Origin of the sequence: Pseudaquabacterium rugosum, assembly GCF_038066575.1 — a bacterium.
Classification (GTDB): domain Bacteria; phylum Pseudomonadota; class Gammaproteobacteria; order Burkholderiales; family Burkholderiaceae_C; genus Pseudaquabacterium; species Pseudaquabacterium rugosum.
In genome coordinates, this window is sequence record NZ_JBBUTF010000009.1 from 37,016 (window position 1) to 55,055 (window position 18,040).

An 18,040-nucleotide genomic window follows, 5' to 3' on the forward strand; every position below is an offset into this window, starting at 1 on the left:
TCATGAGTGCCCCCCACGAGACGCCCCTTCCGACCCTGGATCTGACCATCCGCAACGCCCTGGTGCAGACCTCGCGCTCCGCGCTGCGGGTCGATGTCGGCGTGCGCGACGGCCGCATCGTCGCGCTGGCCCCGGACCTGCCGCCCGGCCGCGAGGATGTCGACGCCACCGGCCTGTGGCTGCTGCCCGGCGGTGTCGACAGCCACTGCCACGTCGAACAGCTCAGCAGCGCCGGCGTGATGTGCGCCGACGACTTCGAGTCGGCCAGTGTCTCGGCGGCCTTCGGTGGCACCACCACCATCGTGCCCTTCGCGGCCCAGCACCGCGGCATGGCCATCCCCGAGGTACTGGCCGACTACCACCGCCGCGCGGCGGCCAGGTCGGTCATCGACTACGGCTTCCACCTGATCCTGGCCGACCCGACCGAGGAGGCGCTGAGCACCGATCTGCCGCAGGCCATCCGCGACGGCATCACCTCGCTCAAGGTCTTCATGACCTACGACAAGCTCAAGCTCGACGACTACCAGATGCTGCAGGTGCTGGCCTGCGCAGACGAGCACGGCGCGCTGGTGATGGTGCATGCCGAGAACCACGACATGATCCGCTGGATCGCGGAGCAGCTGCTCAGGCATGGCCACCGCGCGCCGCGCTTCCACACCGTGGCGCACGACGCGAGCGCCGAGGGCGAGGCCACGAACCGCGCCATCGCCCTGGCGCGTCTGCTGGAGGTGCCGGTGATGCTGGTGCACGTCTCGGCCCCCGAGAGCATCGAGATGATCCGCAGCGCCCGCCGCCTGGGGGCCCCGGTCTACGGCGAAAGCTGTCCGCAGTATCTCTACCTGACCGCGGAGGACACCGCCCGGCCCGGCCTGGAGGGCGCCAAGTTCTGCTGCAGCCCGCCGCCACGCGACGCCGCCGGCCAGGCCGCCGTCTTCGATGGTCTGATGGACGGCACGCTCAGCCTCTACAGCAGTGACCACGCGCCCTTCCGCTTCGACGAGAGCGGCAAGCTACCCAAGGGTCCGGCCACCCACTTCAAGGAGATGGCCAATGGCGTGCCGGGGCTGGAGCTGCGGCTGCCGCTGCTGTTCTCGGACGCGGTGGTCGGCGGGCGCATGAGCCCGCAGCAGTTCGTGCAGCTCACCGCCACGCGCCACGCCGAGCTCTACGGCATGGCGCCGCGCAAGGGCGACATCGTGCTCGGTGCCGACGCCGATCTGGCCCTGTGGGACCCGACGCGCCGCACCACCGTGCGTGCCGAGCAGCTGCACGACCGCGTCGGCTACAGCCCCTACGAAGGCCGCGAGCTGACCGGCTGGCCGGTGCAGGTCTGGAGCCGCGGGCGCTGCGTGGTGCGCGACGCCGCGCTGCAGGTGGCGCCCGGCAGCGGCCGGTTCATCGTACGCGGTCGCCCGGGAGCCCTGCCGGCACCCACGTCCGGCAAGCCGGCCTGGATGCGCCGTCTGCTGCCCGAGCTCGCCGACTGAGCCACCGCCAGGACCACGGAGGCCCTGACGGCCGGCATCAGGCCTCGTAGACCTGTTCCCAACGCGCGAAGCCCTTGACCTCGATCGGGTTGCCGAACGGGTCGAGGAAGAACATCGTCGACTGCTCGCCCGGCTGACCGGCGAAGCGCAGCTGCGGCGGCAGCACGAAGTCGATGCCCGCGGCCGTCAGGCGGTCCGCCAGGGCCTGCCACTGCGGCTGCGCCAGGATCAGACCGAAGTGCGGCATCGGCACCAGGTGGTCACCGACCTTGCCCGTGGCGGCGGTGGCGAAAGGCTGACCCAGGTGCAACGAGATCTGATGGCCGAAGAAATCGAAGTCTACCCAGGTCTCGGTGCTGCGGCCTTCGCGGCAGCCCAGGGCATCGCCGTAGAAGCGGCGCGCCAGGTTCAGGTCTGTCACGTTGAAGGCCAAGTGGAACAGGGCGGAGGTGGGAGCGTTCATGGTCGAGGCGGTTGAAGGGTGGGCGCACGGCCCGTGGAAGGACAGCGACCGGCGGGCCCACGCCAGCTGGCCGCCAGGGTACAGGCCGCGCGTCAGTCGTTCTCGAGACCCGCGGCGCGGATCACCTCGGCCCACACCGGCCGCTCCTTGACGGCCAGCTCGAACAGGGCCGCCGGCTTCGACTGGGTGGGCTCATAGGCCATGGTCTCCAGGCGGCTGGCGATCTCCGGCGTGCCCAGGACCTTGTTGAAGGCCTTGTTCAGCACGGCGATGCGTGCGGCCTCGGTGCCGACCGGGGCGACATAGCCGTTCCAGGCGACCGCGTGATAGCGCGGGAAGCCCAGCTCCGCCATGGTGGCCAGCTCCGGCATGCGGCGATCGCGTTGCACGCCCGTGACCGCCAGCGGCAGCAGCTTGCCGCTGGCCAGGTGCGGCTTGATCGAGGTGATGTTCTCGAACACCATGTCCACCTCGCCGCGCACCAGGGCCAAGTCGGCCTCGGCGCCGCCCTTGTAGGGCACATGCAGCAGGTCGATGCCGGCCATGCTCTTGAGCATTTCGGCACTGAGGTGCCCCGTGGTGCCCTTGCCGCCGGAGCCGACCGTCAACTTGCCGGGCTGCTTGCGCGCCAGCGCCACCAGCTCGGCGACCGACTTCACGCCCAGTTCCTTGCGCACCACCAGCACGTTCTGCACCGAGCCAGTCAGCGCGATCGGCACCAACTGGCGGTCCGCGTCGTAGGGCAGCTTCTTGTAGAGCGACTGGTTGATCGCCATGGTCGCCACGTTGGCGTAGGCGATGGTGTAGCCGTCCGGCGCCGCGGTGGCCACGGCCTGGGTACCCACTAGGCCCGAAGCGCCCACCTTGTTGATCACCACCACGGTCTGGCCCAGCTCCCGGCCCATGGCATCGGCCAGCAGGCGCGAGACGATGTCCGGCGTGGTGCCGGTGTTGAAGGGCACGATCAGGGTGATCGGCTTCTCAGGGTAGGCCGCAAGCGCAGGCAGCGCGATGCCGAGGGACAGCACGGCCGCGCCAAGGCGACTCAGACCACGGGCCAGACGAAGATCGACAGCAGCAGACAGGGGCTTCTTGCTCATGGCAGGGTTCCTGGACAACATCCAACATCAAGGGTGCCGGGCACACCCACGCAGAAGGCGTGCCCGGTCGGGATTCAGGCCGCGGGCATCAGCAGCGGCGCCAGGACGGGCAGGTCGACGTTGCCGCCGGACAGCACCAGCACCGCGTCGCGCCCCTCCAGCCTCAGGTGGCCGTGCAGCAGAGCGGCGAGGGCCACCGCGCCGCCGGGTTCGACCAGCAGGTGCAGTTCCTCCAGCGCGAAGCGGATCGCCGCCAGCACCTCGGCATCGCTGACGGCCACGGCCGCGTCCAGCAGCGCACCGTTGATGCTCCAGGGCAGCTCGGCCGGAGTCACCGCCTGCAGCGCGTCACACAGCGAGCTGGCGCCCGGCGGATTCGTCAGCCGCCGGCCATCGGCCAGTGAACGCACGGTGTCGTCGAAGCCGGCCGGCTCGGCCGCCACCAGACGCACCTGCGGGGCGAGCGCGCCCAGCACCAGGCCGCAGCCCGCCATCAGACCGCCACCGCCGCACGGCGCCGCGAAGGTCCCGAGTCGGGCGCGGGCGTCCGCCGGCAGGTCCTCCAGCGCTTCCAGGGCCACCGTGCCCTGGGCCGCCAGCACGTCGGGGTGGTCCCCCGGCGGGATCAGGGTGCCGCCGGTCTCGGCCAGCAGGCGCATGCCGATGGCCTCGCGGCTCTCGCTGCGGCGGTCGTAGTGCACCACCCGGGCGCCGCGCGCCAGGGCCCGGGCGACCTTGTTGCGCGGCGCATCCGCCGGCATCACCACGGTGGCGGGCACGCCCAGGCTCCGGGCCGCCCAGGCGATGGCTTGGCCGTGGTTGCCGGTGGAGTAGGCCACCACGCCACGGGCGCGCGCCTGCGGTGACAGCGCCAGCAAGGCGGCGAGCGCCCCGCGGGCCTTGAACGAGCCGGTGACCTGCAGGCATTCGGTCTTCAGCCACACCGGCGCACCGGCGACCTGATCGAGCGCCTCGGAACGCAGCAGCGGCGTGCGGCGCACCTGTCCGGCGATGGCCCTCGCGGCGCGCTGCACGTCGTCGAGGTCGGGCACCCGCAGACGGCCCAGCAGTTCATGGTCGATGCGTTCGGGCAAGGCGCCCCGGGTGCCCGAACGCTCGCTGGCCGACAGGCCACTGACCAGGGTGGCGGACATGGTGGACATGGCAGCTCCTCACTTCGGGGACCAAACGGCGGGGGCCACGCTGCCGGCATGGGCGGTCAGGTGGGTGTAGGCCTCGGGCCGGCGGTGGGCGGCGAAGTTGAAGATGGTCTCGCGACCCAGGCGGCACATGTCGAGGTCGCAGTCGGCCACGGCCAGCTCGTCCACCCAGCGGGTGGTGCGGGCCATCACCTCACCTTGCGGGTTGACTATGATGGAGTGCCCCTGCAGCTCGTGTCCGTCCTCGCTGCCGGCCTTGGCGACCGCGACGGCGAAGCAGGCGTTCTGGTAACAGCCGGCCTGCACCGAGAGCTCGGAGTGGAAGACCCGCAGGTGATGGGCCTCGAAGCCGCGGTTCTCCATGTTCAGGCTGGGCGTGTTGTAGCCCAGCATGACCAGCTCGACCTGCTGCATGCCGAGCTCGCGCCAGGACTCGGGCCAGCGCCGGTCGTTGCAGATCAGCATGCCCATGTTGACGCCATCGAGCCGCCCCGCCGGCGCCCGCACCACCGGGAAGCCCAGGTTGCCGACCTCGAAATAGCGCTTCTCCAGATGCTGCACGCGGCGGTTCGGGGCGTACTCCACATGGCCGGGCAGGTGGATCTTGCGGTACTTGAGCACGATCTCGCCGTCCGGGCCGATGACCACCGAGGTGTTGAAGCGGCGCTTGCGCAGCACGCCGTGCTCGTCGGGCTCGTGGGCGATCTCGGCGTAGCCCAGGTAGACCGTCAGCCGCAGGCGACGGATGGCGGCGAACAGCGGCGCGGTGGCCGGCGACGGCAGCGCCGATTCGTACCACTGGTCAGCCTCGTCGAGGTCCTCGTGGTACCAGCGGGGAAAGAAGGTGGTGAGCGCCAGCTCGGGAAAGACGACGACCTCGGCACCGCGGTGGTGAGCCTGCTCCAGCAGCCGCACCATGCGGGCCACCGCGACATCGCGGCCATCGGACTTCTGCAGAGGCCCCATCTGGGCGGCGGCGACCGTGAGGGTACGGTTCATGGTCAAGGACTCGGTGAAACAGGTGGAGGAAGGCGCCCACCTGGATCACGTCCATCAGGGTCGGTGCGGCGGGCCCGGATGAAGTCCAGTCTAGAAGTCGGCGCGGGCGGGCGCCATTGCGCACATGTGCGTCACCCGTGTCCACAGGTTATGGGTCGGTGCCGTGCCTCACCACATGCCGCACCGTGTCTCGGCCGGGTGCACCCAGGCGCCGATGCACACGGGCGACTCACGCCATTAACCGCCGGTTAAGGGGTGCATGTGATTTGGCAAGCGACAGGCCGGGGGGCCGTCCGTGAACATCCAGCCATCGACCCCACCCTGACCGGAGCCCCTCGCATGCCCACCGTGAACGCCACCCGTCCCTTCGTGTCTCCGCTGCTCGCCCTGACCCTGGCAGCGGCAGCCTGCGGTGCCGGCGCCCAGCCGGGCGCGCCGATCAGGACCGCCCTGGACCCGACCTTCGCGCCGCAGGCCATGATCAAGCTCGGTGGCGGCGTGCAGGGCTTCAACGTCGACCTGGGCGAGGAACTGGCCAGGCGCCTGAACCGCAAGCTCGACGTCGAGACCACCGAGTTCTCGGGCCTCATCCCGGGCCTGAACAGCGGCAAGTACGAGTTCCTGCTCGCGCCGGTCACGGTGACGCCCGAGCGCGCCAAGGCCCTGCTGTTCACCGAGGGCTACACCGAGACCAACTACACCTTCATCGGCCGCAAGGGCGTGCCGGCCTTCGCCGCGCTGGAGGACCTCAAGGGCAAGACCCTGGCCGTGAACAAGGGCTCCAACTACGAAGGCTGGGCCCGCGACAACATGGCGAAGTACGGCTTCAGGTTCGAGGTCTACGGCAGCAATGCCGACGCGCTGCAGGCCGTGCTGTCCGGCCGCGCCGACTTCAACCTGGCGGGCAGCACCGTGGCCGGCTGGGCCGCCAAGCAGAACCCGCAGCTGGTGGCCGGCCACACGATCAAGACCGGCCTGGTGTGGGCGATCCCGTTCCGCCTGAACGACAAGGCCGGCCGCGACCAGGTGTCCAACGCGCTGAAGTGCATGAAGCTCGACGGCACCCTGGCCAGGCTGGCCCTCAAGTGGTACGGCTACGAGCCTGCCGCCGGCAGCGTCGAACGCACCGTGTCGCCGGGCCACGGCGTGCCGGGCACCGAGCACTACGACCCCACGCCCGTCACCCCCAAGTGCTCCTGAGCACGCACCGTGTGACCTTTGGCCGAATCGACGATGAGTGCTCCTCTGCTTGAACTGGTGGGCCTGCGCAAGGCCTATGGCTCCCACGAGGTCCTGCGCGGAGTGGACCTGCGCGTGCGCGAGGGTGAGCTGGTCTGCGTGATCGGCCCCTCGGGCTCGGGCAAGAGCACGCTGCTGCGCTGCTGCAACCGGCTGGAGGTGCCGACCGCCGGTCAGGTCGTGATCGACGGACGGGACATCCTGCGCGCCGACGTCGACATCAACGCGGTGCGCCAGGGGGTGGGCATGGTGTTCCAGCACTTCAACCTCTACCCGCACCTGAGCGTGCTGGACAACATCACGCTCGCGCTGCGCCATGTGCAGCGGCTCGACCGCCGCGAGGCCGAGGAGCTGGCACGGGCCGCCCTGGCGCAGGTGGGCCTGGCCGACAAGGCGGGCGCCTTTCCGGGGCAGCTCTCGGGTGGCCAGCAGCAGCGCGTGGGCATCGCCCGCGCGGTCGCCCTCAAGCCCCGGATCATGCTGTTCGACGAACCCACCAGTGCGCTCGACCCCGAGCTGGTCGACGAGGTGCTGCGCGTGATGCGCCAGCTGCGCGAGCGCGGCATGACCATGCTGGTGGTCACCCACGAGATGGCCTTCGCCCACGCGGTGGCCGACCGGGTGGTCTTCATGGACGAAGGCGTGGTGGCGGAGGAAGGCAGCGCCGAGCAGATCTTCGAGCAGCCCCGCCACCCGCGCACCCGCGCCTTCATCGGGCGCTACACCGACACCCGCACCGGCGCGCTGGCCTCACCCCGCACGGTGGCCGCATGAGCGCCGACGCCAGCGCCCCATCGGGCCTGTGGTTCACCTTCTTCAACCCGGCCATGGCCCTGCAGTACGGCCCGGACGTGGCGGCCGGCATCCTGGTCACCGTGGGCGTGGGCCTGGCGGTGGTGATCACCGGCGTGCTGTGCGGTCTGGGCCTGGCGATCGCCCGGGCCGGCGGCCGGCGTCTGCTGAGCGTGCCCGTGGTGATCTACAGCGACGTGCTGCGCTCGCTGCCGCCGCTGGTCATCCTGATGGTGCTGTACTTCGGCCTGCCCTCGCTCGGCTGGCCGCTGTCATCGTTCACCGCGACCTGGGCCACGCTGTCGCTGGTGCTGGCCGCCTATGCGCAGGAAAGCCTGTGGGCCGGCCTGAACGCCCTGCCCAAAGGCCAGATGGAAGCGGCCCGCTCCACCGGCCTGAGCTGGTGGCAGGCCATGCGCCTGGTGCTGCTGCCGCAGGCCCTGCGCCACGCCACGCCGCCGCTGACCAACCGCATCATCTCCACCACCAAGAACACCGCGCTGGGCTCGGTGGTGGCGCTCAGCGAGATCCTGGGCAACGCCCAGGCGGCCTCGGCCACCGCCGGCAACCCCACCCCGCTGACCCTGGCGGCGGTGGCCTACCTCGCGGTGTTCGTGCCGGTGGTCGCCCTGGCGCGCTGGCTGGAACGCCGCGCGCGCACGCACTGAGAGTCCCGACATGGATGCCCTGCTCGAGAACTTCTTCAACCTCGCCGTCTACCAGCAGGTGCTGCCCTACCTGCTGCGCGGCCTTTGGACCACGCTGTGGCTGTCGGCCCTGGTGATCCCGCTGGGGGCCGCCGGCGGCCTGGCGCTGGCCCTGGTGCAGACCCAGACGCATCGCCGCGGCCTGGGCTGGAGCGTGATCGCGGCGATCGACTTCCTGCGCGCCTTCCCTCCAATGGTGCTGCTGATCTTCCTGTACTTCGGCCTGCCCTTCCTGGGCGGCGACGTGCCCAAGCTGGTGGCCATCGTGCTGGCCTTCGTGCTCAACAGCGCCTCGTACTTCGCCGAGGTCTTCCGCGCCGGCATCCAGGCGGTACCCCAAGGCCAGATGGAGGCAGCCCGCTCCACCGGTCTTTCACTGGCGCAATCGCTGCGCTGGGTGGTGCTGCCACAGGCGGTACGGCAGGTGGCGCCCGACCTGGTGGGCAACGCGATCGAGGTGGTCAAGATGACGACCATCGCCAGCGTGGTCGGGATGCCCGAACTGCTGCGCGCCGCGCGCGACACCCAATCGCTGGTCTACAACCCCTCGCCCATCGTGCTGGCCGCTGGCCTGTATCTGCTGCTGCTGTGGCCGATGACCCGTTGGGTGGCCAAGCTGGAGACCCGCCGTGGTGCATGGGCCTGAATCACCCACCGGCACCTCCCGCCGACGCCAAAGCCACAGCGTCCTGACGATCCAATCCCCGCATCACCCCATCCCCGATGCGCATTGGACGCGCATCGTCCCCCTCTGCTGCAATGCCTGTCAGGACGCGTGATGACGTCCGCCATCGACAGGAGACTTGCATGCAATCCCACCGCCGTCGTGCGGCGCTCGGCCTGCTGGCCGGGGCCGCCGGGCTGGCCTCCGGCCTGGCCCGTGCCCAATCCGCCGCCTGGCCGTCGCGGCCGCTGAAGATCGTCGTGCCCAATGCGCCGGGAGGCACGTCGGACATCATCGCGCGGCTGATCAGCAAGCCGCTGCAGGACGCGCTGGGCGTGCCGGTGGTGGTCGACAACCGCAGCGGGGCCAGCGGCAATCTGGGCGCCCAGGCGGTGGCACAGGCCACCGACGGCCACACGCTGCTGCTGGCCGACGTGGGCTCGCTGGCGATCGCACCGGTGATCTTCGACAACCTGGGCTACAGCCCCGAACGGGACCTCAAGGGCGTCACGCTGCTGGCCAGTGCGCCGCATCTGCTGGTGGTCAGCCCGGGCGTGCCGGCGGCCACGCTGGCGGAGCTGGTCGCGCTGTCGAAGAAGACGCCGGTGTCGGTGGCCATCCCCGGTGGCGGCACGCCCAACCACCTGGCCACGGTGCAGATCGCCCAGACCACCGGCCTGCAGTGGACGCCGGTGCCCTACCGCGGCGGCGCGCCCGCCGTGGCCGACACGGCCGCCGGCGCCACGCAGGCCGTGCTCAACGGCATGCCGGCCACGCTGCCGCTGGTGCAGGCCGGCCGGCTCAAGGCCATCGGCGTGAGCCGGGCCACGCGCAGCCCGCTGCTGCCGCAAGTGCCCACGCTGGCCGAGCAGGGGCTCAAGGGCTTCGAGTCGGGCACCTGGCAGGGGCTGATGGCGCCGGCCTCGATGCCGCGCGAGCACCTGGACAAGCTCAATGCGCTGGTGGTCGGTCTGATCCGCTCGCCCGCGCTGCGCGCACCGCTGGTGCAGGCCGGGCTGGAGGTGCAGACGCGCACGCCGGCCGAGACCGATGCCCACATCAGCCGCGAGCGCGAACGCTGGCGCGCCGTGGTGCGCGCGGCCGGCGGCGCCATCGCCGGCACCAGCTGAGCAGGACCGTAGCCGATGACCGACACGACTTCCGTCCCCCGCCTGAGCCCGGCCACGCTCGAGGCCTTCGCCTGCGGCCTGTTCGAGCGCGCCGGCATGGACGCCGACAAGGCCGCCAGCGTCGCCCGGCTGCTGGTGCAGACCGACACCCTCGGCCGTCGCACCCACGGGCTGGCGATGGCGCCGCTGTACCTGGCCGACATGGCGCGCGGCGGCCTGCAGGGCCGCGGCCAGATCGAGGTGGTGAGCGACCGCGGCGTCACCGCCGTCTGGGACGGCCACTACCTGCCGGGCCTGTGGTTGATGGAGCAGGCGATCGCCTGCGGCGTCGAGCGGGCGCTCCAGCATGGCGTGGCCTGCCTCGCGATCCGCCGCAGCCACCACATCGGCAGCCTGGCCACGCTGGTGCGCCTGGCCACCGAGCAGGGCTGCATCGCCTGGATCAGCAACTCCGAGCCGGCCGCCCGGCGGGTCGCGCCTTACGGTGGACGTGAGGCGCTGTTCACGCCCAATCCGATGGCCTTCGGCTGGCCGGCCGACGACCATCCGGTGCTGATCGACCTGTGCGCGTCCATCACCACCACCTCGATGACGCGCCAGCTGCACGCCCGCGGAGAGCAGTTCGAGCACCCCTGGCTGCTGGACGGCGCCGGCCGCCCGACGCGCGACCCGGCGGTGCTCGAACATGCCGAGCCGCGCGGCTCGCTGCAGCTGGTCGGCGGCCAGGACCACGGCCACAAGGGCTACGGCCTGGCGCTGATGATCGAGGCGCTGAGCCAGGGCCTGTCGGGCCACGGCCGCGCCGATGCCCCGTCGCGCTGGGGTGGCAACGTCTGGCTTCAGGTGATGGATCCCGAGGCCTTCGCCGGCGCCGAGGCCTTCGCCACGCAGACCGGCCATCTGGCCGCGGCCTGCCGGGCCAATGCGCCGGTCGACCCGGCGCGGCCGGTGCGGCTGCCGGGCGATGCGGCCGAGCAGCACCGCCAGCAGGCGCTGGCCGACGGGCTGCAGTGCTCGCCACAGGCCTGGGCGGCGCTCGGCGACTGGGCGCAGCGGCTGGGCGTGGCGCTGCCGACGGGCTGAGGGCCGGACGAGGACGGCGTCCAAGGGGCCGCGGCACCGGGGATTCGGTCGGCCGTCTTGCCGACAGGTCCGCCGAGCGCCTATCCTCGCGCCCATGCCCAATCCCACCGCCCTTTGCGAGACCTCCCTCGGCAACTTCACCGTCGAGCTCTACACCGACCGCATGCCCGTGACCGCGGGCAACTTCATCCAGCTCGCGCGCAGCGGCTTCTATGACGGTCTGCACTTCCACCGCGTGATCAACGGCTTCATGGCGCAGTTCGGCTGCCCGCACAGCCGGGATCCGAAGAGCCCGCGCGCGGGCACCGGCAACGGCCCCGACGGCACCATCGCCGACGAGTTCCCGGCCGACGCCAAGCTGTCCAACGAGCCCGGCACGCTGTCGATGGCCAACACCGGCGACGCCAACAGCGGCTCCTGCCAGTTCTTCATCAACACCGTGCACAACGACTTCCTCGACTGGTTCTCGCCCGGCCCGTCGCGCCACCCGGTCTTCGGCCGCGTGATCGAGGGCATGGACGTGCTGCGCCAGATCGAGAAGACCCGCACCGACCGCAACGACCGCCCGGTCACGCCGGTGCGCATGGAGCGCATCACGGTGCAGGAGGCGTGAGCCAGCGGCACGCCCGGCCCGCGGCGCGGCCGCCGGGTGCGGCCTGATGCTGCAGTTCAGCCAGCTGCGCTGCTTCGTCGCCGTGGCCGGCGAGCGGCACTTCGGCCGCGCCGCCGCCCGGCTGAACATGACGCAGCCGCCGCTCAGCCGCCAGATCCAGCAGCTGGAGCATGCACTCGGCCTGCAGCTGCTGGAGCGCGGCCCGCACGGCGTGCGCCTGACCCCGGCCGGACGTGCCTTCCTGCCCGAGGCCGAACGCCTGCTGTCGGCCGCCGTCGAGGCCGAGCTGACCGCGCGCCGGGCGCTGCGCGGCGAGCTGGGCACGGTGCGCGTCGGCTATGTCGGCGGCGCCAGCTTCGCGCTGCTGCCGCAGCTGGTGGCACGCGCCCGCCAGCAGCTGCCGGGCGTCGAGCTGCTGCTGCGCGACATGAGCTCGGCCGAGCAGTTCGAGGCCCTGCGCGCCGGCCGGCTCGACGTCGGCCTGGTGCGTCCGCCCATCCCTGACGCCGGACTGGAGCGGCAGCTGCTGGTCCGCGAGCCCTTCGTCGCCGTGCTGCCGGCCGATCACCCGCTGGCTGCCCGCCCGCAGCTCACGCTGCAGGACCTGCACGAGCAGCCGATGGTGATGTACGAGCCCGCCCAGGGCGGCCGGCTCTACGAGCTGATCAGCAGCGCCTGCCAGACCGCGGGCGTCGCACCGCGCCCCGCGCAGTCCGTGCGTCAGACCTATGCGCTGCTGGGTCTGGTGGCGGCCGGCGTGGGCCTGGCCCTGCTGCAGACCTCGGCCACACGGCTGCAGATGGACGGCACGGTCATCCGCCCGATCACGCTGCCGGCCCAGGTGGTCTCCGAACTGCACCTGGTCTGGCGCGCGCGCGATGCGGACGAGCATCCGGCGATCGCGCGGCTGGTGGCGCTGGCGGCGGAGCTGGCCTCGCAGAGCCAGGCAGGCCCCCAGGCCATCCGCCCAGGCCCGCACTGAACCGCCGCCACAGCCTGCGGACCGAGGCCTGACGCCTGAGGCGCTGCGCCATCCGACACCTGACGGACGACCGCCGGCCCCAGCGCTTGCCGCACGGGCGGCACACGCTCATCCTGTGCGTCAGGATCGGCGATGACATGGACCGGCGGGGGGCCGGTCCGGCGCGCCGTCCGTCAGCGGTCGCCAGGGCCGTGGCGGCCCGCACGGCGCGGCGCCCCGCCAGGGCCCCGACCAGGAGTCCAGGACCATGGCCTGTCACGCCACCGCCTTCCGCCCATCCACCCGCGCACGCTGGGTACGGTCACGGCTCTTCATCCTGAGCGTCAGCCTGGGCTTGGTGCCGCCACCCGCACCCGCCATCGGCTGCATGGACCTTGAAGAGCGCATCGACCGTCTGGAGTCACGCATGAGCGCACTGGCGGACGAGGACGCTGACGTCAACGCCGTCAATGCGGCCTGCCTGGCCACGACGCTGGTCCAGTTCCGCAAGCGCCATGACCGCGGTGACGCGATCCGCATGCACTCGCAGTGCGCGATGCTGGCCTGTCTGGCCGCCTCGAACTACGGCGCTTGCATGGGATCTCAGGGGCGCTTCGTCAACCTGGCGCTGGACATGCACCTGATGCGTGTGGCGTTGACGCGCGGGCAGTGCGACTGAGCGACTGAGCCGCTGGGGCCTTCACCCGCCTTCACCCGCCCCGGCCACGGAAAGCCGGCCGCGCCGGTGGCCGGCTCACGACGTCAATCGCCGACGTACTGCGGATGCCGCTCGCGGATCTCGTCGGCATGGCGCAGCGTGCCGCCCAGATGCTGACGCAGTGCGGCCTGGCAGGCGGCGGCATCGCGTGCGGCCAGGGCATCGGTGATCCTCAGGTGGTCGGTCAGGATCTGCGCCATCTTGCCGGCCACCGGCAGGTGCAGGCGGCGCAGGCGGTCGACATGGCCATTGCGCTGGTGGACCAGCTCACCGAGTTCGGCCGCACCGGCGGCCTGCAGGATCTGCTGGTGGAAGGCGCGGTCGAGGGCGACGAAGTGCTCGGTATCAACCGCCGCGGCGGCCACGCGCTGCTGCTCGATCAGGCTCCTCAAGACGGGCAGCAGGCGTTCGAGCAGGGCGGCCTCGGTCGCCTCGCACAGCGTGGCCAGGGCTTCGAGTTCGAGCGCACGGCGCAGGAAGTGCGACTGCCGCGCCACGCTCAGACTGATGCGGCTGACGACGGTGGCATGCTGCGGAAAGATGTCGACCAGGCCTTCCTCGCCGAGCTTGATCAGCGCGTCGCGCACGGGGGTCTGGCTGAGGCCGAAGGCTTCGGCCAGTTCGACGCGGGAGAGCACGGTGCCGGGCGGCAGGTCCAGCCGCACGATCATCTCGCGCAGGTGTTCGAAGACCTGCGGGGCGGCGTGGCGTTGACGATCGAGCTTGAAGGTGGGAAGCGACGGCATGACGGGCTGCATTCTAGGAACCGTCCCTCGGGCTTGGGTTGGTCGGTGATCGGCTGGGGTTGGGGGAAGGGCGCGCCCGAGCTGGCCGCGCATTTCGACAGTGGGATCTCCGCGGGGTCATCGGGGGTGGGGTGGGGGCCCCTCCTCCTACGGAAAAGTCGTCGGGGCCCCCCCCCCACCCCCGCTGACCGGCACGCGGCCGGTGCGCGCAGAGCACCGCGCACGTCGACGCTCATCACATCCGCCAACACCGGCCCGGCATGGCAGCAGCACCTGCATCCGCATCGGCTCCGTCACCCCTGGCCGCCCACGTGCCGCCACACCACACGCTGCCAGAGCGGTGGCAGGGGGTGAGGGCTTGGGGTGGCCGGCCGACGACTTTTCCGTAGGAGGAGGCCGGCCACCCCAAGCCCGATCCCCACGCTCAATCCCCTCAACACCCAAGCCCAAGCACACCCCCACCCGCAGGACCGAAACCACGCACTCAAACACCCCACCCGACACCCCCACCCGTCGGCATCTTCCCCCACCCCGCCCCCACACCCCCCCAGCGCCACCCCGCATTGACGCACTAATACATTAGTGCTTTACTCTCGCCCCATGAGCTCCCCGACCCACCGCAAGACCCCGGCGGAACTGCGCAGCGCCCGCTGGCTCGCCCCCGACGACTTCCGCTCCTTCGGCCACCGCTCGCGCGTCATGCAGATGGGCTACGCCGCGGACGACTGGAAGAACAAGCCACTGATCGCCATCGTCAACACCTGGAGCGATGCCAACCAGTGCCACAGCCACTTCAAGCAGCGCGTCGATGACGTCAAGCGCGGCATCCTCCAGGCCGGCGGCTTCCCGCTGGAACTGCCCGCCATCTCCCTGAGCGAAAGCATGGTCAAGCCGACCACCATGCTCTACCGCAACTTCCTGGCGATGGAAACCGAGGAGCTGCTGCGCAGCCACCCCGTCGACGGCGCCGTGCTGATGGGCGGCTGCGACAAGACCACGCCCGGCCTCGTCATGGGCGCCGTGTCCATGGGCATCCCCTTCATCTACCTGCCCGCCGGCCCGATGCTGCGCGGCAACTGGAAAGGCCAGGTGCTGGGCTCCGGCTCCGATGCCTTCAAGTACTGGGACCAGCGCCGCGCCGGCCAGCTCGGCGAGCAGGCCTGGCAGGAGATGGAGGCCGGCATCGCCCGCAGCCACGGCACCTGCATGACCATGGGCACCGCCGCCACCATGATGGGCATCGCCGAGGCCTGCGGCCTGACCCTGCCCGGTGCCAGCAGCATCCCCGCGCCCGATGCCAACCACATCCGCATGAGCGCGGCCTGCGGCCGCCGCATCGTCGAGATGGTGTGGGAGGACCTGAGCCCCGCGCGCCTGCTCAGCCGCGCCCACTTCGAGAACGGCATCGCCTGCGCGATGGCCATGGGTTGCTCGACCAACGCCGTCATCCACCTGATCGCGATGAGCCGCCGCGCCGGCCACCCGGTCAGCCTCGACGACTTCGACGCCTTCAGCCGCCGCGTGCCGGTGCTGGCCAACATCCGGCCCAGCGGCGACAAGTACCTGATGGAGGACTTCTACTACGCCGGCGGTCTGCCGGGCCTGCTCTCGCGCATCCGGGCGCACCTGAACACCGACGTCATGACGGTCAATGGCCGCACCCTCGGCGAGAACCTGCAGGGCGCCGAGGTGCATGACGACGACGTCATCCGCCCGGTCGACAACCCGATCTACGCCGAGGGCGCGCTGGCCGTGCTGCGCGGCAACCTGGCGCCCGACGGCGTGGCCATCAAGCCGAGCGCCTGCGCGCCGCACCTGCTGCGCCACACCGGCCGCGCCGTCGTCTTCGACGACTACCCGAGCCTGAAGAAGGCCGTCGACGACCCCGATCTGGACATCACCGGCGACGACATCCTGGTGCTGCGCAACGCCGGCCCGCGTGGCGCCGGCATGCCCGAGTGGGGCATGCTGCCGATCCCCACCAAACTGCTCAAGCAAGGCGTCACCGACATGCTGCGCCTGAGCGACGCCCGCATGAGCGGCACCAGCTACGGCGGCTGCCTGCTGCACTGCGCGCCGGAGGCGGCCGTCGGCGGCCCGCTGGCCCTGGTGCGCACCGGCGACCGCATCAGCGTGGACGTGCCCGAGCGGTCCATCCACCTGCACGTCAGCGACGAGGCGCTGGCCGAGCGCCGCGCCGCCTGGACGCCACCGCCCGCGCGCTGGCAGCGCGGCTACGGCTGGATGTTCGGACAGCACATCCTGCAGGCCGACCAGGGCTGTGACTTCGACTTCCTGGAGACCACCTTCGGCCCGCCGGTGCCCGAGCCCGACATCTTCTGACGCCGCGCACCGTCACATCCCACGCCCCCGCCGCCCGACCCGAGACCCCCGATGACCCACGACATGAACCCCGAGACCCGCCGCCAGCTGATGGGCGTGAGCACCGCCACGCTGTGCACCGCGCTGTTCAAGCGCGGCCTGCGCAACCAGTGCATCCAGGACGTGCGGCCGCTGCGCCCCGGCCTGCCCAACATGGTCGGCCCGGCCTACACGCTGCGCTACATCCCGGCGCGCGAGGACCTGAACGGCATCGCCGTCTTCCAGAACGCCGACCATCCGCAGCGCGTGGCCGTCGAGCAGTGCCCGGCCGGCGCGGTGCTGGTCATCGACAGCCGCAAGGACGCCCGTGCCGCCTCGGCCGGCGGCATCCTGGTCGCCCGCCTGATGCAGCGCGGCGCGGCCGGCATCGTCACCGACGGCGGCTTCCGCGATTCGCCTGACATCGCGCGTTACGAGATGCCGGCCTACCACCAGCGTCCGAGTGCGCCGACCAACCTCACGCTGCACCAGGCCGTCGACATGAACCTGCCCATCGGCTGCGGCGACGTCGCCGTGTGGCCGGGTGACGTGGTCGTCGGCGATGCCGAGGCGGTGGTCGTGATCCCCGCCCACCTGGCCGACGAGATCGCCGCCGAGGCCGTCGAGATGACCGCCTTCGAGGACTTCGTGCAGGAGGAGGTGATGAAGGGCCGCGCCGTCATCGGCCTGTACCCGCCGACCACCGAGGCCGCACGCCAGGACTTCGCCGCCTGGCGCGAGCGCACCGGGCGCTGAACCCCGCGCGACGCGCGCCCTTTCCCAGACGACAGAACACAGGAGACACCCATGACCACCCGCCGCCACCTGCTGCAGGGCCTCGGCCTGGCCCCGCTGGCCGCCGCCCTCGGCACCGCCCTGCCCACCGGCGCCCGTGCCCAGGCCGCCTGGCCCACGGCCAAGCCGATCACCTATGTCGTGCCCTTCACGGCCGGCGGCACCACCGACGTGGTCGGCCGCACGATCACGGCCAAGCTGGCCGAGAGCCTGAAGCAGACCTTCGTCGTCGACAACCGGCCGGGCACCGGCGGCGGCCTGGCCAGCACCCACGTGGCCAAGCAGCCGGCCGACGGCTACACCCTGCTGGGCGGCACCATCAGCACCCACGCCATCAACGCCGGCCTCTACAAGAACCTGGGTTACGACCCGGTCAAGGACTTCGAGCCGGTCTCGCTGATCGGCTTCCTGCCCAACGTGCTGCTGGTGTCGACCAGCCTGGGCGTCAACAGCGTGGCCGAGCTGATCGCGCTGATGAAGAAAGACGAGAAGCAACGCACCTTCGCCTCGTCGGGCGCCGGCACGTCCACGCATCTGGCCGGCGAGCTGCTGGCCGATCTGGTCAACCTGCCGCTGCAGCACATCCCCTACAAGGGCACGCCGCCGGCGATGGTCGATGTCTCGCAGGGCCTGGTCACCTTCATGTTCGACCAGCTGACGGCCGCGCTGCCGCTGATCCAGGCCGGCAAGATGAAGGTGCTGGCCGTCACCAGCCCGAAGCGCTCGCCGGCCAGCCCGGCCACGCCGACCATGGTCGAGGCCGGCGTGCCGGGCTTCGAGATGTTCTCCTGGCAGGCGGTGTACGCGCCCAAGGGCACGCCCAAGCCCGTCGTCGACCGTCTGCACGACGAGATCGTCAAGGCGCTGAAGACGCCCGAGGTGCGTGACAAGCTGACGTCCCTCGGCATGGAGGTGGTGGGCTCCAGCCCGGCCGAGCTGGCCGCGCTGATGGCGCGCGAGATCCCGCGCTGGGCGGCGCTGATCCGCAAGTCGGGTGCGACGGTGAACTGAGCGGGCGCCCG

18 protein-coding genes are annotated in these 18,040 nt (G+C 71.3%); 13 read left to right on the forward strand and 5 right to left on the reverse strand.

The genetic code is table 11. The features are described from left to right. Positions 1 to 2 precede the first annotated feature (2 nt). Positions 3 to 1,487, forward strand: coding sequence for a dihydropyrimidinase (gene hydA / locus AACH11_RS11490; protein ID WP_341374370.1), 1,485 nt, complete (start codon positions 3 to 5; stop codon positions 1,485 to 1,487). Positions 1,488 to 1,524: 37 nt separating this feature from the next. Here hydA and AACH11_RS11495 read toward each other — a convergent pair whose 3' ends face one another. The 4 genes from AACH11_RS11495 to AACH11_RS11510 form a co-directional block, all read right to left on the reverse strand. After that, positions 1,525 to 1,950, reverse strand: coding sequence for a VOC family protein (locus AACH11_RS11495; protein WP_341374371.1), 426 nt, complete (start codon positions 1,948 to 1,950; stop codon positions 1,525 to 1,527). A 92-nt stretch (positions 1,951 to 2,042) separates the two neighbouring features. Then, a complete protein-coding gene (locus AACH11_RS11500; protein WP_341374372.1) occupies positions 2,043 to 3,050 on the reverse strand; it encodes a Bug family tripartite tricarboxylate transporter substrate binding protein in 1,008 nt (335 codons plus the stop codon). 74 nt (positions 3,051 to 3,124) lie between these two features. Then, on the reverse strand, positions 3,125 to 4,213 hold the full coding sequence (locus AACH11_RS11505) for a threonine ammonia-lyase (RefSeq protein ID WP_341374373.1): 1,089 nt from the start codon (positions 4,211 to 4,213) through the stop codon (positions 3,125 to 3,127). Positions 4,214 to 4,222: 9 nt separating this feature from the next. Next, positions 4,223 to 5,209 carry an N-carbamoyl-D-amino-acid hydrolase gene (locus tag AACH11_RS11510; RefSeq protein ID WP_341374374.1) on the reverse strand — a complete coding sequence of 329 codons (987 nt, stop codon included), beginning with the start codon at positions 5,207 to 5,209 and terminating at the stop codon, positions 4,223 to 4,225. A gap of 339 nt (positions 5,210 to 5,548) precedes the next feature. On the opposite strand from AACH11_RS11510, the gene AACH11_RS11515 reads away from it, so the two are divergent. From AACH11_RS11515 to AACH11_RS11555, 9 genes are all read left to right on the forward strand, one after another. Next, positions 5,549 to 6,409 carry a transporter substrate-binding domain-containing protein gene (locus AACH11_RS11515; RefSeq protein WP_341374375.1) on the forward strand — a complete coding sequence of 287 codons (861 nt, stop codon included), beginning with the start codon at positions 5,549 to 5,551 and terminating at the stop codon, positions 6,407 to 6,409. A 33-nt stretch (positions 6,410 to 6,442) separates the two neighbouring features. Next, positions 6,443 to 7,222 (forward strand): amino acid ABC transporter ATP-binding protein, encoded by a 780-nt coding sequence (locus AACH11_RS11520; RefSeq protein ID WP_341374376.1) that lies wholly within the window; start codon positions 6,443 to 6,445, stop codon positions 7,220 to 7,222. Further along, complete coding sequence (locus AACH11_RS11525; protein WP_341374377.1) at positions 7,219 to 7,908, forward strand: amino acid ABC transporter permease; 690 nt, start codon at positions 7,219 to 7,221, stop codon at positions 7,906 to 7,908. The genes AACH11_RS11520 and AACH11_RS11525 overlap by 4 nt, the downstream gene beginning before the upstream one ends. 10 nt (positions 7,909 to 7,918) lie before the next feature. After that, positions 7,919 to 8,593 carry an amino acid ABC transporter permease gene (locus AACH11_RS11530; RefSeq protein ID WP_341374378.1) on the forward strand — a complete coding sequence of 225 codons (675 nt, stop codon included), beginning with the start codon at positions 7,919 to 7,921 and terminating at the stop codon, positions 8,591 to 8,593. Positions 8,594 to 8,754: 161 nt separating this feature from the next. Further along, positions 8,755 to 9,741 carry a Bug family tripartite tricarboxylate transporter substrate binding protein gene (locus AACH11_RS11535; protein WP_341374379.1) on the forward strand — a complete coding sequence of 329 codons (987 nt, stop codon included), beginning with the start codon at positions 8,755 to 8,757 and terminating at the stop codon, positions 9,739 to 9,741. 15 nt (positions 9,742 to 9,756) lie between these two features. Beyond that, on the forward strand, positions 9,757 to 10,824 hold the full coding sequence (locus tag AACH11_RS11540) for an Ldh family oxidoreductase (protein ID WP_341374380.1): 1,068 nt from the start codon (positions 9,757 to 9,759) through the stop codon (positions 10,822 to 10,824). A gap of 94 nt (positions 10,825 to 10,918) precedes the next feature. Further along, positions 10,919 to 11,437 carry a peptidylprolyl isomerase gene (locus AACH11_RS11545; RefSeq protein WP_341374381.1) on the forward strand — a complete coding sequence of 173 codons (519 nt, stop codon included), beginning with the start codon at positions 10,919 to 10,921 and terminating at the stop codon, positions 11,435 to 11,437. A gap of 46 nt (positions 11,438 to 11,483) precedes the next feature. After that, a complete protein-coding gene (locus AACH11_RS11550; protein ID WP_341374382.1) occupies positions 11,484 to 12,419 on the forward strand; it encodes a LysR family transcriptional regulator in 936 nt (311 codons plus the stop codon). Positions 12,420 to 12,666: 247 nt separating this feature from the next. After that, a complete protein-coding gene (locus tag AACH11_RS11555; RefSeq protein ID WP_341374383.1) occupies positions 12,667 to 13,077 on the forward strand; it encodes a hypothetical protein in 411 nt (136 codons plus the stop codon). Positions 13,078 to 13,160: 83 nt separating this feature from the next. Here AACH11_RS11555 and AACH11_RS11560 read toward each other — a convergent pair whose 3' ends face one another. Next, entirely contained in the window at positions 13,161 to 13,862 is a 702-nt protein-coding gene (locus AACH11_RS11560) for a GntR family transcriptional regulator (RefSeq protein ID WP_341374384.1), read from the reverse strand. A 600-nt stretch (positions 13,863 to 14,462) separates the two neighbouring features. On the opposite strand from AACH11_RS11560, the gene araD reads away from it, so the two are divergent. The 3 genes from araD to AACH11_RS11575 all read left to right on the forward strand — a co-directional run bounded on the left by araD (position 14,463) and on the right by AACH11_RS11575 (position 18,029). Continuing rightward, positions 14,463 to 16,205 carry an L-arabinonate dehydratase gene (gene araD, locus AACH11_RS11565; RefSeq protein ID WP_341374385.1) on the forward strand — a complete coding sequence of 581 codons (1,743 nt, stop codon included), beginning with the start codon at positions 14,463 to 14,465 and terminating at the stop codon, positions 16,203 to 16,205. A gap of 63 nt (positions 16,206 to 16,268) precedes the next feature. After that, positions 16,269 to 16,979, forward strand: a complete 711-nt coding sequence (locus tag AACH11_RS11570) for a ribonuclease activity regulator RraA (protein ID WP_341374535.1) — start codon at positions 16,269 to 16,271, stop codon at positions 16,977 to 16,979. A gap of 51 nt (positions 16,980 to 17,030) precedes the next feature. After that, positions 17,031 to 18,029, forward strand: coding sequence for a Bug family tripartite tricarboxylate transporter substrate binding protein (locus tag AACH11_RS11575; RefSeq protein ID WP_341374386.1), 999 nt, complete (start codon positions 17,031 to 17,033; stop codon positions 18,027 to 18,029). Positions 18,030 to 18,040: the final 11 nt, after the last annotated feature.

Coding starts and splice junctions, on each gene's coding strand:
- AACH11_RS11570 (WP_341374535.1), top strand. CDS start 16,269: ATGAACCCCGAGACCCGCCGCCAGCTGATGGGCGTGAGCACCGCCACG.
- AACH11_RS11505 (WP_341374373.1), bottom strand. CDS start 4,213: ATGTCCACCATGTCCGCCACCCTGGTCAGTGGCCTGTCGGCCAGCGAG.
- AACH11_RS11550 (WP_341374382.1), top strand. CDS start 11,484: ATGCTGCAGTTCAGCCAGCTGCGCTGCTTCGTCGCCGTGGCCGGCGAG.
- AACH11_RS11500 (WP_341374372.1), bottom strand. CDS start 3,050: ATGAGCAAGAAGCCCCTGTCTGCTGCTGTCGATCTTCGTCTGGCCCGT.
- araD (WP_341374385.1), top strand. CDS start 14,463: ATGAGCTCCCCGACCCACCGCAAGACCCCGGCGGAACTGCGCAGCGCC.
- AACH11_RS11560 (WP_341374384.1), bottom strand. CDS start 13,862: ATGCCGTCGCTTCCCACCTTCAAGCTCGATCGTCAACGCCACGCCGCC.
- AACH11_RS11535 (WP_341374379.1), top strand. CDS start 8,755: ATGCAATCCCACCGCCGTCGTGCGGCGCTCGGCCTGCTGGCCGGGGCC.
- AACH11_RS11530 (WP_341374378.1), top strand. CDS start 7,919: ATGGATGCCCTGCTCGAGAACTTCTTCAACCTCGCCGTCTACCAGCAG.
- AACH11_RS11520 (WP_341374376.1), top strand. CDS start 6,443: ATGAGTGCTCCTCTGCTTGAACTGGTGGGCCTGCGCAAGGCCTATGGC.
- hydA (WP_341374370.1), top strand. CDS start 3: ATGAGTGCCCCCCACGAGACGCCCCTTCCGACCCTGGATCTGACCATC.
- AACH11_RS11515 (WP_341374375.1), top strand. CDS start 5,549: ATGCCCACCGTGAACGCCACCCGTCCCTTCGTGTCTCCGCTGCTCGCC.
- AACH11_RS11540 (WP_341374380.1), top strand. CDS start 9,757: ATGACCGACACGACTTCCGTCCCCCGCCTGAGCCCGGCCACGCTCGAG.
- AACH11_RS11495 (WP_341374371.1), bottom strand. CDS start 1,950: ATGAACGCTCCCACCTCCGCCCTGTTCCACTTGGCCTTCAACGTGACA.
- AACH11_RS11555 (WP_341374383.1), top strand. CDS start 12,667: ATGGCCTGTCACGCCACCGCCTTCCGCCCATCCACCCGCGCACGCTGG.
- AACH11_RS11545 (WP_341374381.1), top strand. CDS start 10,919: ATGCCCAATCCCACCGCCCTTTGCGAGACCTCCCTCGGCAACTTCACC.
- AACH11_RS11525 (WP_341374377.1), top strand. CDS start 7,219: ATGAGCGCCGACGCCAGCGCCCCATCGGGCCTGTGGTTCACCTTCTTC.
- AACH11_RS11510 (WP_341374374.1), bottom strand. CDS start 5,209: ATGAACCGTACCCTCACGGTCGCCGCCGCCCAGATGGGGCCTCTGCAG.
- AACH11_RS11575 (WP_341374386.1), top strand. CDS start 17,031: ATGACCACCCGCCGCCACCTGCTGCAGGGCCTCGGCCTGGCCCCGCTG.